This window comes from Segatella copri, from assembly GCF_026015465.1.
GTDB lineage: Bacteria > Bacteroidota > Bacteroidia > Bacteroidales > Bacteroidaceae > Prevotella > Prevotella copri_E.
In genome coordinates, this window is sequence record NZ_JAPDUQ010000002.1 from 571,444 (window position 1) to 584,858 (window position 13,415).

13 protein-coding genes and 1 tRNA gene are annotated in these 13,415 nt (G+C 46.1%); 1 reads left to right on the forward strand and 13 read right to left on the reverse strand.

Annotated elements, in window-relative coordinates; genetic code table 11:
* Window positions 1-109: 109 nt before the first annotated feature.
* A complete protein-coding gene (locus ONT08_RS09340; RefSeq protein WP_264959761.1) occupies window positions 110-3,343 on the reverse strand; it encodes a S41 family peptidase in 3,234 nt (1,077 codons plus the stop codon).
* Window positions 3,344-3,584: 241 nt separating this feature from the next.
* On the opposite strand from ONT08_RS09340, the gene ONT08_RS09345 reads away from it, so the two are divergent.
* A tRNA-Arg gene (locus ONT08_RS09345) sits at window positions 3,585-3,659 on the forward strand.
* Window positions 3,660-3,976: 317 nt separating this feature from the next.
* On the opposite strand, the gene ONT08_RS09350 is transcribed toward ONT08_RS09345, so the two are convergent.
* The 12 genes from ONT08_RS09350 to ONT08_RS09405 form a co-directional block, all read right to left on the reverse strand.
* On the reverse strand, window positions 3,977-4,417 hold the full coding sequence (locus ONT08_RS09350) for a ribonuclease H (RefSeq protein ID WP_117586990.1): 441 nt from the start codon (window positions 4,415-4,417) through the stop codon (window positions 3,977-3,979).
* A gap of 2 nt (window positions 4,418-4,419) precedes the next feature.
* Complete coding sequence (locus ONT08_RS09355) at window positions 4,420-5,100, reverse strand: DNA alkylation repair protein (protein WP_264959762.1); 681 nt, start codon at window positions 5,098-5,100, stop codon at window positions 4,420-4,422.
* A gap of 11 nt (window positions 5,101-5,111) precedes the next feature.
* The gene (locus ONT08_RS09360) at window positions 5,112-5,870 is read right to left on the reverse strand and encodes a carboxymuconolactone decarboxylase family protein (RefSeq protein ID WP_264959763.1); all 759 of its coding nucleotides are present in this window, start codon (window positions 5,868-5,870) and stop codon (window positions 5,112-5,114) included.
* A gap of 103 nt (window positions 5,871-5,973) precedes the next feature.
* The gene (locus tag ONT08_RS09365; RefSeq protein WP_264959764.1) at window positions 5,974-6,864 is read right to left on the reverse strand and encodes a helix-turn-helix domain-containing protein; all 891 of its coding nucleotides are present in this window, start codon (window positions 6,862-6,864) and stop codon (window positions 5,974-5,976) included.
* A 170-nt stretch (window positions 6,865-7,034) separates the two neighbouring features.
* Entirely contained in the window at window positions 7,035-7,550 is a 516-nt protein-coding gene (locus ONT08_RS09370) for a pyridoxamine 5'-phosphate oxidase family protein (RefSeq protein WP_264959765.1), read from the reverse strand.
* A 2-nt stretch (window positions 7,551-7,552) separates the two neighbouring features.
* Window positions 7,553-8,221: an AlkZ-related protein gene (locus ONT08_RS09375; protein ID WP_264959943.1), complete on the reverse strand. Its 669-nt coding sequence runs from the start codon at window positions 8,219-8,221 to the stop codon at window positions 7,553-7,555.
* 177 nt (window positions 8,222-8,398) lie between these two features.
* On the reverse strand, window positions 8,399-9,229 hold the full coding sequence (locus ONT08_RS09380; RefSeq protein ID WP_264959766.1) for a nucleotidyl transferase AbiEii/AbiGii toxin family protein: 831 nt from the start codon (window positions 9,227-9,229) through the stop codon (window positions 8,399-8,401).
* A complete protein-coding gene (locus ONT08_RS09385) occupies window positions 9,226-9,852 on the reverse strand; it encodes a type IV toxin-antitoxin system AbiEi family antitoxin domain-containing protein (protein WP_118086278.1) in 627 nt (208 codons plus the stop codon). The genes ONT08_RS09380 and ONT08_RS09385 overlap by 4 nt, the downstream gene beginning before the upstream one ends.
* A gap of 248 nt (window positions 9,853-10,100) precedes the next feature.
* The gene (locus ONT08_RS09390; RefSeq protein ID WP_264959767.1) at window positions 10,101-10,664 is read right to left on the reverse strand and encodes a flavin reductase family protein; all 564 of its coding nucleotides are present in this window, start codon (window positions 10,662-10,664) and stop codon (window positions 10,101-10,103) included.
* Window positions 10,665-10,731: 67 nt separating this feature from the next.
* On the reverse strand, window positions 10,732-11,031 hold the full coding sequence (trxA, locus tag ONT08_RS09395; RefSeq protein ID WP_117588276.1) for a thioredoxin: 300 nt from the start codon (window positions 11,029-11,031) through the stop codon (window positions 10,732-10,734).
* A gap of 2 nt (window positions 11,032-11,033) precedes the next feature.
* Window positions 11,034-11,834: a YqiA/YcfP family alpha/beta fold hydrolase gene (locus ONT08_RS09400; RefSeq protein ID WP_264959768.1), complete on the reverse strand. Its 801-nt coding sequence runs from the start codon at window positions 11,832-11,834 to the stop codon at window positions 11,034-11,036.
* A gap of 64 nt (window positions 11,835-11,898) precedes the next feature.
* On the reverse strand, window positions 11,899-13,401 hold the full coding sequence (locus ONT08_RS09405) for an ATP-binding protein (RefSeq protein WP_264959769.1): 1,503 nt from the start codon (window positions 13,399-13,401) through the stop codon (window positions 11,899-11,901).
* Between the last annotated feature and the right edge of the window lie 14 nt (window positions 13,402-13,415).

A 13,415-nucleotide genomic window follows, 5' to 3' on the forward strand; every position in this document is an offset into this window, starting at 1 on the left:
TAATGTGGGTTAATAAGGTTTAATAAATAATGTTGTCAGATACAAAAACAATTCGCCCTGCAAAGGGACAGAAGTGGTTTGGCTTCTGGACCCTTGCAGGGCGTTCTGTTTATTTCTTCATCATTTCCTTTACGGCTCTTTCGAGCTGGGTATCATGGCCATTGATGAAATCTTCCGGACTGTTGTAAACCTCGATGTCTGGGTTCAGCTGGGTGTTCTCGCCGAACACGCCACGCATGTCGCGGCAGCCTACCTGAGGAATACCGAATACCAGCGTGTTGTCCATCAGCGTTTCCCACCATACGGCTGTCATGGTTCCTGCTACAGGAGCACCGATCAGCTTGCCGATTCCGAGTTCCTTGTAAACCCATGGGAAACCATGACCGTTGCTGTAATCGTTCTCGCAGATCATGACGCAAGATGGCTTCACCCATTTGTTGAACGGATCGCGGCCAACTACCTTACCGTGAGGCACAAACTCCTGATACTGCTTGCCGTTGAGCAGGGTGCAGAGATCATCGTGCAACCAGCCGCCACCATTATGGCGCTCGTCTACGATTACAGCGTCTCTGTTTCGGTTCTTGTCGCTCAGCAGTTCGCTGTAAACGGTGCGGAAACTCTCCGAATCCATCGCCTTAACGTGAACATAAGCGATGCGTCCGCCCGAAATGCTGTCAACGAAAGCGCGGTTGCGGTCTACCCATCGCTTGTAGAGCAGGTTGTTGAGTTTGCCCTGAGAGATAGCCTTCACCGTAACCTCCTTCTTCTTGCCCTTGGCGTTTCTGATGCCGAGGCGTACATTCTTGCCAACCTTTCCGTCGAGCAATGGGAAGTAGTCCATTCCGGCTTTAATCTCCTCGCCGTCGATGCTCTCGATGATGCTGCCGGCTGTAACGCCCGTATTCTTCACATCGAAAGGACCACGCTTGATAATCTCCTGAATCTTCAGGCCGTCGCCCTGATACTGAGGGTCGAAGAAGACACCCAGATTGGCGGTGGTAAGCGCGCTGTTCGAAGCGTAGTAGCGGGCTCCTGTATGCGAAGCGTTCAGCTCGCCAAGCATTTCGCTCAACATCTCCTGGAAGTCGAAATTGTTGTTGATGTAAGGCAGGAACTTCTCATAGGTCTTGCGGTAACCTTCCCAGTCAACACCATGAATCTTAGGGTCGTAGAACTTGTCTTTCACCTGTCGCCATACGTGGTCGAAGAGATACTGGCGCTCCTCGGCTGGCTTATAGTTGAAGTTAGCCTCAAAGCTGATGTTCTTGGTGCTGAATCCGCTCAGATCCACCTTCTTGATGCTGCTTCCGTTGCAGATGAAGAGGTTCTTCACATCCTTGTCGGTCTGTAGGTTGCCCTGGCCTACGCCCTTCATCACGAGCTTGGTAGAGCCGTCCTTCAGGTCGTGCTGCCAGAGGTCGTAATCATCCTCGAAGGCTGCCTGGTAGTAGAGCTTGTCGCCGTCTTTAGAGAGAACAGCATCGCCCATGTGCGAAGAGTTTGCAGTGAGGCGTACGATTCTGTCGCGGCAGTTTTCGATGTCCAGCTCCAGTGGCTTCACTTTTTCCACCTCTATCTTTCCGGTCTTCTTCTGCTTTTCGTCAGCCTTCTTTTTAGCCTCTTCCTTCTTCTCGTCTTCCTTCTTCTCCTTTTCGTCCTTGTTGGCGTCAGCCAGTTCTATTTCTTCCTTGCTCATGTTGAAGCGGTTGTAGGCGTCCAGGTCGAAGAACATGATGTAGGCATCGTCTTCAGCTCCCCAGCTTCCATGACTGCGGTAGCCGGCTCTGTCGCTCTGGAAGAGCATTGCCTTGCCGTCGAGCACCCATTTGCCGTTGCTGTCGCTGTAACCGGAATTGGTCAGGTTGTGAACCTCCTTGCCGTCAGCCTTTACCAGCGCAATATCCTGGTTGTTCCAGCCGCCGTTGCCGATATAGGTTGAAAGGAGCCATTTGCTGTCTGGTGACCATTCGAAATCGATGTCTCCATCGCTGTAAGAGTAGACGTATTTGCCATCGAGCACGGTACGGATTTCCTTCGATTTCAGATTGACGATGCGGAGTGCAGCGCGGTCTTCGAAGAAAGCCACTTCCTTGCCGTCAGGAGAGTATTGAGGATACTGCGATGTAATGCCTGTTTTCACCAGCTGCTCTTCCTCGATGTCGGTAGCGTAGGTGAAGTTCTTCTCTTTCTCGTTCTTGATCTTAGACTGGTAAATCTGCCATACGCCATTGCGCTCGGCTGCATAGACCAGTGCTCTGCCGTCTGGCGAGAAACTCAGGTTGCGCTCCTGCTGCGGTGTGTCGGTAATGCGCTTGGTAGTGGTGTATTCTACAGAAGTTACGTATACGTCGCCATGCATCACGAAAGCCACTTCCTTGGCGTCTGGCGAAACGGAAATCTCTGTAGCTCCCCAGCTTTTAATCTGACGTACGAGGCTTGGAGCGTCATTATCTGTTGTAATGGAGATGTTCACCTTCTGAGGCTCTCCACCTTCTTTCACGGTGTAGATTTCGCCATCATATCCGTAGCAGAGCAGGTCGGCGCTGGATGCAGTGAGGAATCTTACCGGATTGCCTTTGTGGTGGGTAATCTGCTTGTCGCTTGAACTGTTGAGGCTGCGGCGGTAGATATTGAATGTGCCGTCCTGCTCGCTCAGATAGAAGAATGATTTCTCGTCTGATGTCCATACTGGCGAGCGGTCTTCGCCGGCAAAGGTAGTCTGCTTGGCAAACTTTCCGTTACTTTTCAGCCAGATGTCGCGAGCGATAGGTGATTTCTGATGTTTGCGCCATGGGTCTTCGTATCCCTTTTTGTCGTGGTAGAGAATGTCGCCGTTCTTGGCGATGCTGATATCCTCCATGGTGAGGGTAGAGAAGAGTTCCGGTCTTCCGCCCTTGGTGCTTACCTTATATACTTGTGGGAATGTGTTGTCGCCGAAGATGATGCTCTGGGCTGTAGGCTGCAGACTGGCAGAGTAGAGCACATGGTCGTTGTCTGCAAAGGCGATAGGTGTTTCGTTGCCGCTGTTGGTGGTGAGTCGGGTAGGAGCACCGCCTTTTGCATCGATTACAAAGATGTCGAGACTTCCTTCGCGGTTAGACTGGAAGGCAATTTTCTTGCTGTCAGGGCTCCATACAGGATGCGAATCGAAGGCTGCATGGGTTGTGAGCTGTCGTGCTTCACCGCCGTTGACAGAAACACTGTAGAGGTCGCCTTTATAAGCGAAGGCGATGGTAGTGCCATCGGGCGAGATGGCTGGGTAGCGCATCCAGAGCGGATGTTCTTCTGCGCTGGCAGAGAGTGCTGCTGAGAGCAGGGCTACTGAAAAGATTAACTTTTTCATTTGCGTATGTTTTATGTTTGAATATGCGTTATAAAAATCTCTTCTCTTTCGGGGGCAGAATGCTGTTTCTTGCTCCTAACGGATGCAAAGGTAGTTATTTTTTGCGATATTTAAGCATAAAAAAAGAAAAAAGTGAGAAAAAGTTTGGTGTATTCAAAAAATATATGTACCTTTGCAGCCGCAAATAAGAAAAGTGGCTGATTGTGTTATTGGTTAGCTGGTTTGCGTTTTGAAAAGTGTTGGTTCCGTAGCTCAGTTGGATTAGAGCAACAGCCTTCTAAGCTGTGGGTCTTGGGTTCGAATCCCAACGGAATCACTATAATAAGCAAAATGAAACTTATTTGTACAAAATAGCGTGAGAGAACAATAGTAGTAAGTTGCTTATTCATAGGTACTTATCTCTGTTGTTCTTTTTGTTTTTAAATATATTTTATCACTTATTCCTCTTTTATGTACTCTTTTTGTAAATAGCTGTTAATCAATATGTTATGAATTTGACGTATTGAGAAATCATCCATGTGTATTACAAATGTGTTATCAAAAAGCGCTAATGTGTTATCAGAATAGAGAAGTTAAAATCCTTAATGACCTTAATGACCGTGACCTTAATGACCGGAAAACGCCCCTAAACATTTATTTGTTTTTCTGATGAAACTCTTTTCTTGTCTTAGCCATTGCTGCCGTAGCCATGTCATGGGTTTCTATCAGCAATGGGCTTTTGTGATATTGCACAATCTTGACTCCTACTGAGTTGTGTCTTTTCTTTTCCTCGATGCATTGAATGATCAAGTCTGGATTGGCTGATTTAGCCGTTGGAGTCTTGTCAAAGTTCTGAATATAGGCGGCATTGGTCAGGAAGAGAATGTCGGAACCTTCCGGTATTTCCTGCATTACCTTCACCATGAGGGTAAGCATCATGCGGAACTCAGTGGTGTGTAGGTCGCTGATTACATCACGGCTGATGATGTTGCTGTTATGCTCAATTACTACGGCAGCACCACCAGCTCGCTCTTTATGGCCATAATCACATGAGCCACCTATCCAAACGTAATATGTAGATGTATTTTGTGTCATAATTATTTTATCTTCAATGTCCGTAGATATTTCTTCTGCTCGGGCGTGATTCTGTAGCTCTCGATGGCCTTCTGGATGGTCTTGTTGTGCGTCCAGGGAGCAAGGCGATTTTGCTCGATGTAGGGAATCGCCTGGTCCCATTGCTTGGCAAGGGCGGTAGCGAAGAACCAGGCTACCATCATCTTTACGTAATACTCTTCGCTCCTTACTGATGCAGGAATTTCAAGATATTCTGCCTTGAAGTCTTTATCCAGGTAATGAGACATAAGTGTCTCTATTCCAAAGCGACAGGTATAAACGTGTGATGATTTACTCCAAGCCGTAATCTTCGCCAACAGTTCCTTCTTGTGTTTGGCAAACACCTTCGGAGACATGATGTCGCACACTGCCCAGTTGTCCACGAAAGGCAGGAAACTGTCTGTAAGACGAATGCATTCCTCGTAGTCCTTCACCTCTGAAATGAGGAGACCGTGAAGCATGTTCTCATCGTAGTATTCGTGAGGAAGCTGATGAAGAAATTCCTTGCATTCTGACTCCTTTGTAAATTCTTTAGCGAACTTGCGAAGCACAGGCACACGTATGCCTATGAAACTTTCCACAGGCACTCCCGGTGTCAGTTTGGTCTGGAAAGCAGCATACTGCTTATCCTGCATGGCGAACAGTCTTTCTTGAAGTGAAGTCATAAATCTTATTGTTATTTTATCTTGTTATATTCCTCATCGCTCACAGCCTCCTGCCACTCGTTGGATGTGTTCTCGCCAGGTATTTCAAAGGCGAGGTGGGCAAACCAGCTGTCTTTTGCTGCACCGTGCCAATGCTTCACGTTGGCAGGAATGTGGATGACTGTGCCGGGGAGGATTTCCTGCGCAGGCTTTCCTTCCTCCTGATACCAGCCACGTCCGGCTACGCCTACCAGCATTTGCCCGCCACCCTTTGTAGCGTGGTGCATGTGCCAGTTGTTACGGCAGCCAGGCTCAAAGGTAACGTTGAAGAAAGGTATCTGACTATCAGATATTTGTGCCAGATAACTGTTGCCTTTGAAGTATTTGGCATAAGCTGTGTTGGGTTCGCCAACAGGGAATATCATCTCGCGCTGGAAAGCAGCCTTGGCGTCTTCTCCTTTCACATCTTCGTCCCATACCTCCTTTGCCAGATTGAAGGCAGCCCAGGCCTTTGGCCAGCCGGCGTAGAAGGCGATGTGAGTAATAATCTCTGCCGCTTCCGTGCGGGTAATTCCGTTATTTTTTGCCGACTGCAAGTGATATTTCAGTGAGTTGTCGGTGATTCCTTGGCTGATGAGCGAAGTGATTGTTACCAAACTGCGGTCGCGCAATGAAAGCAGGTCATTGCGGCTCCATACTTCTCCGAAAAGGATGTCGTCGTTGAGGTGGGCGAACTCCGGGGCAAACTCACCCAGTTGGGTGCGCCCTGCTTTCTGTACTATTTTCTTCATTGTATCATTTTTTTTAAAATTCTTCTCCATATTTTCAAATTCTTCTCCAGAAAACATCTTCGATGTAAAAAATAACAGTTATTCTATATATGCTTCATTATATTTAAGCAGTCTTGCGGTACTCGCTTGGAGTCTTTCCCGTCTGTGCCTTGAAAAAGCGGACGAAGTGCTGAGAATATTCAAAGCCGAGGCGCTGGCTGACTTGCGTAATGGTTAAGGTTTCATCTACAAGTAGTTGGCGGGCTGCTGAAAGTAGTCGGTCGTTGATCAGACTCTTTGCGGTTCTGCCAGTCTCTGTCTTGACTAATTCGCCGAAATATTTAGGCGAATAGCAGCATTTGTCGGCAAAGTAGGCTACGGTAGGCAACCCTTCATGCTCCGCTTTCCGGGCAATGTATTCATCGAGCAGAGAGATGAACTTTTTTACCACCGAATGATTTATCTCCTCGCGTGTGATAAACTGTCGGTCGTAGAAGCGCAGGCAGTAGTTCAGCAGCAACTCGATGTTTGAAACGATGAGTTCACGCGAATGTCTATCTATAGGATGCTGAAGTTCCTGCTTAATCATTGAGAGTACATCACGAAAGATGTTTACCTCGGCAGCGGATAGATGTAGAGCTTCGTTGCTTGTATAGTCGAAGAACTCGTATCGGGAGATGTTCTTGCCAAGCTGGGTGCGGTTGAGTAGCTCGGGATGGAAAATCAATACCGTATATTTGGCAATCGGAACTCCTGGAATGGGTTCTACTTTTATTGATTGTCCCGGAGCAAACGAGGTTACGGTCATTTCGTCAAAGTCATATTCTGTTCTGCCGTATGACAATTTACATCCCTTGTTTTCCTTCAGAAAGAGGGCATAAAGTCCGTAGTGATGCACAGCCTCTTGAATAGGAGAGGTGTTCTCTACACGCGCAATGCTCACCAGAGGATGAAGTGTTTTCACCCCTATGAAGTCATTGAACTCCTGTATTGTATTAAAGAATAATTCCTTCATAATCCTATGCTTTTAAATTTCTAAATTTCTTGGGTGCAAAGATAATGCAAATGAGCGCAATGAAAGCTTGCTTTCAAATTGCCGAGTGCAGTTTATCTTATGCAAAGATACGCACATTCTCCAAAAGAGCTTATACCTGGTTTCCGGAAGATTTTACCATTATCGGAGATTTATTCCATTCTTCCATATTTCATTTCCACACCCTCCTTATCATACTGCTTGCGCTTTCCGGTTGGAGGCTCAGTAAGCGTGATGCGAACAACAGCCGTGCGTGATAGGGAACGGGCGATGCTCTGGTCGAAAGCATCCATGTGTTGAGGAAGGAAACGTTCACTGATTAGTCGGAGACCATGAATCTTCTCTGCATCCTCGGTCACGATTTCTGCCTTACCGAATGCAATGGCTGATTTGAATTGCAGGGTGAAACTGCCGTCTTTCGGACCAACCGTAGGCGCACAACGGGTTACGGCTGAAAGGCAAACCTCGGGATGAGTCTTGATTACCTCCAGTTTTTTGCCTTCCAAGGCACCATGAAAATACCAATTCACATCATCATCTGATGCGAGTGACAGGGGTAAACCATAAGGCTTGCCTTCTTCGTCAATAAAACTGACAGTTATATACGGAGCCTTGTGCATTACTTCCAATGCCCACTCACTATCCATTGCTCTTGATTCTTTTCTCATTTTTATCCAATTAATTTAATAATCTGTTTATCCGAAGCATCAGGCAGATTTTCTTTCAGATGCTCGAAAATCCTCTGATAAGACTCTTCGGGAGTTCGGTTGCATTGGCAAGCCTCTTTGCCATAGAGATCTTCGGGAGTATTGAGCAGCGACCATCCCCAGCCATATTCATGGTTATGCTTGTCACGAGGGTAGATGAAATCCTCGGTCACGATGTAAGTCGCCATTTCCAGTCGGGTGAGATAACCGTCAAACTTGCTTCTCATTCCCTTTCCAGTAAAACCGCAGGCAGCCCGAAGCTCTCTCGTGATGAGACTGCCGGTAGTTTGAAGTGTACTGAGAATGGCTCCTTCTATCGATTCTTCATCCGGACGGGGGTATTTGCTTCTTCTGTAGTTGCAGAAGTCCGACCACCATTCCTGGCTGATGAATCCCGCTTTCTTGTTAAAGAACTTTCCGTACATACACGGCATTTCCTGCACAATCTCGCCCTTCCATTTCCATAGCGGCCAGTCCCAACCGTCTTCAGGAAGTCTTACGTAACCGCAGTCTTCTGCCACGATGTCTTCGGCAGAGAATCCTTCAATGCCGCTATCGAGGAGGGGGAGGAAGCCGATCTCCTGAATCAGCTCCATCATGCCTGTTGCTGAATATATTTCTGGAAAATTCATGTTCATTTATTTTTATTCTTTGTACTTAAACACTTTAACCATATTCTTGTTGCCACCCACAAGCTGGCTGCATCTGTTCAGCATTTCGGTGTCAGAGAAACCGCATTTCACCATGACCTTTCCTGATGCTGAATTTCCGGTGAAATGATCTGTCCAGATGTTTTCTAAATGTTTCTTTCATTCAAATCTGATCATTTTTGCAAGTTCCATAAAATAGTCATTCGACCAAATATCCAACTCTTTGGGATTCCTGACAAAAGGCAACACGTCTGCCTTTATTTGATTCATGTCTGCCGTGGCAAGTCTTTCATTCAGTTTTTGAAGGAACGTCTCCTTGTCAAGCTCTTCGTGATTGAACTGTAAGGCTCTTTCGCACAAGTGAGTAAAGTCAAGAGGAACATTGTGGCGAACATACCATTCGAAGTCATACCAATCACGTCCCTTGACTCTGTTCTTCCAGGCACGATACACCAGTGCATGCATCTTTCCTGCAAAGAGGGCTGGCAAAGTGAAACATCGTGTCATGAAAGATTGGGGGAGCAGAAGCAACTTCTGTTCTGTTTGGAATTTCAAAGGAGGTTGAGTATCAACTTCAATCTTGATCTTAACAGATTTCTCAGTTTGGAATGTAATATCATATACATCTGTGTTGTCTTTCAGAAAGGCAGACTCTACTTTGCCAAAGTTCTTTTTGTCCTTCTTTCTGATCTCAACCTCTCTACCCACCATAGCGAATTGGTCAATGATGGGCTGAAAATAATATGTAAAATCAAAGTTTTCATTCGGAGCAAGCAGGGAAAAATCCATATCCTCAGAGAAACGTTGCAATCCATGGAATATACGCAGACATGTTCCACCATAGAAAGCTGCCTCGTTGAAAAAGCCACCATTGTAAAGACCAGAAAGAATAATCTGCTGGTTGACCTCAAAGATAGCATTGCGCTTTTGCAGTTCGGTCGTTATGTCATAGCTCGAAAGCATTTGATTGAATATCTCGTTTGTATTCATTTCCTTAAATATTTAATTAGAGTTTCTATGGATTTAGACTTTTTCCCAACCTGAGCATATCGCTCAAATATACTTATGTCCATATTCCTGAAATCATCTGTTTCCATTCGGATGTCCTCCTCCAAATAGTTCTCTACATCCTTCAGGTAACGTAAATTAACCTTCGGAGAATTTGCGATTAAGTCACAGAGAGCTTTTTCTGGTGTTGCCATCAGAAAGGCGTAACTCTGCATATTGATGCTTGTAATCCCTATTGAAAAGGCTTCTCTTGACATGTTCTTATACTCAAAACGCCCGACAGGAGTATCAAAACTACGTGAGTGCTTTAGTGTCATAGACTGAGTAGTATAAACAGCTTCTGGTATTAATCCATAATAACGTAAGGCTGTCTGCATAGACACATACGAAGGAGCATAAAGATGATTGGCTATCAGTTCTGTGGATAGAGCAACACGAGACACATTTGGGGCTACCACATAAAGCCCCTTCTTGAGTCGGATAATTTTATGAGCCGCCTCAAGACTGCGTACTTTCTGATTCCCTGCTTCAATGTTAGTAAACAATGAAGCTATAGCTGAAGTACTGACTGGTATGTTACCTATATGTTCTAAATCCATTATCATGGTGCAAAAATAGTAAAATCTGGAATAGAAAACGAACTTTTGCTTGCTTTTCTGTTCTATTTTTGGCTATTTTAACAAGTTGCTTAGTTAGACCGCTAAATATTGATGCAGAAATTAGGCTACATACTCCGAGTCTGAATAGTGCTCCTATTCCATAGCATTCTCATTGCCCACATCAGAATAGCAGTATTTTTACATACCGTTTATATGCCTGTTGCTGAATATATTTCTGGAAAATTCATGTTCAATTATTTCAAAGCCTTGCCGTCGGAGAAAGCGTTTCCGACTTTCTCGCCCAGTTGGATATAGCCGTGATGAATAGGGTCGAAGACAATCAGCTCCATCTTTTCCATGTCTGGATTTCCGTCTTCTGCCAGATACTTCTCATCTACAAGAATATTGACGATTTCGGCAACGAGATAATAGCCGGTTTCGCTTTCGTCATACTTCTCCTTGATGCGGCACTCCAGGGTCATTGGGAAATCGGTGAACACAGGAGCGTTGACCATAGTCGCCTTCTCGATGTTCCATCCCGTCTTCTCCATCTTCTTCGGGTCGTTCTTGGCAGAAACAATGCCCACGAAATCAGAAGCCACCATGGTTTTCTTGGTAGCGAAGGCAACGGTAAACTCGCCGCCAAGCTTCAGGTTGTTTTTGGTGACGTGATTTCCCATCGAGATCATAATCTCCTTCATGTCCCACTGTCCAGCCCAGGCAGCGTTCATTGCGTTGGCAACTCCTTCCTTATTATACGTGCCGATAATCAGCACAGGCTGTGGTGCAAACCACGGCTTTGGTGCAAAACTTTTCATATGCTTCGTACTTTATATTGTTATTATAAGTTTCCTATTATGCGCATAAGATTATTCTTTTTATCTTTTATGTCAAGAAAGGATCAAGCGTAGCCAGCAGTTCGGCTTTATCTACCACACCGCTTGTGCGCCACAATACTTCTCCGTTTCGGAAGAGCATCAGCGTAGGCACGGATTGGATGCGGTATTGGCTTGCTGTTACGCCGTACTTGTCCACATCCACCTTGATGATTCGGATGCGGTCGCCCAATACACTCTTCACCTGCTCCAGAATGGGGTGCATCGCCTTGCAAGGTTGGCACCAGGTAGCAAAGAAATCGACCAGAACAAGCTGGCCACTGTTTATTACATTATTGAATGTCTCCATAATTATTTGTCTATCTCTGTGAAACGATTGAAAGTTCTGCCGTCCCTTGTTACTTTCCCGAAGAACATATCTTCCGGTCTTACCCAATAGGCTTGGTCTCCATAGAGGGCCTGATAAACCACCATGCGCTCCTGAGTCTCGGAGTCGAAGGCAGAATGGATGAATTTGTATTTGCCACCCTTAAAGTGCTGGAAATATCTTTCTTCCTTTGCAGAAAACTCCATCAGCATTTTCTGGGCAAGGGGAGCGTACCAGGTCTTCACCTCCTGCTCTGTAGGCGTATGACCGCCTGGGAAATGGAAGGCTTGGTTGTAGTGCTTCAGGAAGAGAGGGGAGAAGTGAGCCAGGGTGTCCTGCTCACCAAAAAGTCCCCACACACGATCCTTATAATAGGGGTTGCAATGGTCAAACTGCACGGCTTCCAGCTCTGCAAACTCCTCAATCAGCGCCTCGTCAATCACCAGCCGCTGATTGCCGTCCCTTCTCGGTGCTTTGTATTCATGCTCGCCGATTCGCTCCTTCAGAAACTCCGTCATCATGAAATACGGATTGCCGAGCAGGGCAGGAATGCCCACCACTGGAGCCAGCATCTGGGCGAGGAAAGAGCCGCAGCTGTTGCCCAGAAGCAAGTCGGGCTGCTCCCGGTCGATGATGGAGCGAATCTCCTTCAGTGCCTCCTTGGGGTGCAATGGCAGGTCGGGAGTCAGCACCACCGCCATCCCCTCAAACGCCTCTTTCAAGGCCCTCGCCATCGGACAGCTGCCCGTGGCGAAGAATCCGTGTAGGAAAAGTATTTTCTTCATTCTTATAAATTATTGTCTGTATCTTTATGTAGCAAATTGGATGGATGCAGGATTAGTTTTTGTTTCATTCCTTTTTCCTTACTTCCCAATGACCGCTATAGCCGCTACCTACATATACAATATGAGGCATTTTTGCGATACGACGCTTAATAGTTTTAGATGTTACGCCTATTTGTAAAGCCAATTCTTCTGTTGTTATTTTAGGATAAACAGCTACTTGATACTCGATCCATTTATCTATATCATCACCTTGAGGGACATCTTGAGGGACATCTTGAGGGACATCTTGAGGGACATCTTGAGGGACATCTTGAGGGACATCTTGAGGGACATCTTGAGGGACATCTTGAGGGACATCTTGAGTATCACCTTCATTTTCCACAAAGTTTACCTCAATATCAGGATGAGATTCCTGCCAGGCTAAGATCATATTCGGGAATGTGACAGTAAACTGAGCACGGTCGGAGAAGAAGGTTGGGAGCATCTTTTCTTCAAAGTAAGGAAGAGCCTTAATCGGTTTGATGATTTTGCCCATGCCCGAACCTTTACGCTCCATATAACCCAACTGAGCAAAGATATCTGCGATAACTGGATTGCGTCTGACAGAAGGAATGTCTTCTAAGTTCATTGTTTGAATAAGTCTTCCTTCTGGCATGGAACCTGGAGAATATATCACCATACGGTCATCGTACATATCTACATGAACCTCGCTACCCTGGATAAGATAGTCGCGATGAGCCAATGCATTCACTACAACTTCCATCACACAACGTTCCATATATTGAGGGATCTCGATGCGCTGCATCGGTTCTTTATACCAAAGGGTACGATTGTTGCGACGGATGAAGGACATGGTGTCTTCAAGAAGAGTTACAAGTCCGCCTGTAATCTCTGCGCTGTCGAGAGCATCGATGCTTCCTCCTGCTTTTGTCTTGCCGTTCCATCTTGTGCAGAACACACGGCTTTGGCGCAATGGACATTCGTCTGCCATCAACAGACCGGCATAGGTAAGTATTCCCTTGTTGTCAACCAGGCCAAACGAGCGGTAGAGCTTATTGTCGAAGCTCAGACCATTCCAGGCATAGTAGCGGCTGCGAAGCTTTGAAAATGCATAATCTTCAAACATTTCATCGCTTGGGCGTGCATCGAATGAAGAGTTGCGACCTCTTAATACTAGACGCTTATGTTCGGTACTATCAGCCACAACCGATTCGTTGCCAATGCGCACAAAGGTTTCAAGAACGCTGTCGCCTATATAATAATAAGGTGTATCTTCGCCTCCATGCACATGAAGAATGAGCAATTCCTTGTCTTCTACACGCTCTATCTTCAAGTCGATTTGCGGCATAGGATCAATGCGCTCCTTAATTTTCTGGCTGATAAATTCGGCATCAGTCTTGGCATCGGTCAACCCTATGATAGTATCGTCATCGGCAATACCAAACAATAGGCAACCGCCACTGCCATTGGCAAAGGCGCTGACGCTCTTCAGCCAACTTTTCACTTTACGGCGTTCCACTTCCTGCTTCTTATCGTATTCAGTAGTCTCACCTATATATTTTGCCATGTCCATATTTACTT

Excerpts from the sequence above, each read along its gene's own strand:
- ONT08_RS09340 (WP_264959761.1), bottom strand. The coding sequence starts at position 3,343 with ATGAAAAAGTTAATCTTTTCAGTAGCCCTGCTCTCAGCAGCACTCTCT.
- ONT08_RS09365 (WP_264959764.1), bottom strand. The coding sequence starts at position 6,864 with ATGAAGGAATTATTCTTTAATACAATACAGGAGTTCAATGACTTCATA.
- ONT08_RS09350 (WP_117586990.1), bottom strand. The coding sequence starts at position 4,417 with ATGACACAAAATACATCTACATATTACGTTTGGATAGGTGGCTCATGT.
- ONT08_RS09405 (WP_264959769.1), bottom strand. The coding sequence starts at position 13,401 with ATGGCAAAATATATAGGTGAGACTACTGAATACGATAAGAAGCAGGAA.
- ONT08_RS09360 (WP_264959763.1), bottom strand. The coding sequence starts at position 5,870 with ATGAAGAAAATAGTACAGAAAGCAGGGCGCACCCAACTGGGTGAGTTT.
- ONT08_RS09385 (WP_118086278.1), bottom strand. The coding sequence starts at position 9,852 with ATGATAATGGATTTAGAACATATAGGTAACATACCAGTCAGTACTTCA.
- trxA (WP_117588276.1), bottom strand. The coding sequence starts at position 11,031 with ATGGAGACATTCAATAATGTAATAAACAGTGGCCAGCTTGTTCTGGTC.
- ONT08_RS09355 (WP_264959762.1), bottom strand. The coding sequence starts at position 5,100 with ATGACTTCACTTCAAGAAAGACTGTTCGCCATGCAGGATAAGCAGTAT.
- ONT08_RS09375 (WP_264959943.1), bottom strand. The coding sequence starts at position 8,221 with ATGAATTTTCCAGAAATATATTCAGCAACAGGCATGATGGAGCTGATT.
- ONT08_RS09380 (WP_264959766.1), bottom strand. The coding sequence starts at position 9,229 with ATGAATACAAACGAGATATTCAATCAAATGCTTTCGAGCTATGACATA.
- ONT08_RS09370 (WP_264959765.1), bottom strand. The coding sequence starts at position 7,550 with ATGAGAAAAGAATCAAGAGCAATGGATAGTGAGTGGGCATTGGAAGTA.
- ONT08_RS09390 (WP_264959767.1), bottom strand. The coding sequence starts at position 10,664 with ATGAAAAGTTTTGCACCAAAGCCGTGGTTTGCACCACAGCCTGTGCTG.
- ONT08_RS09400 (WP_264959768.1), bottom strand. The coding sequence starts at position 11,834 with ATGAAGAAAATACTTTTCCTACACGGATTCTTCGCCACGGGCAGCTGT.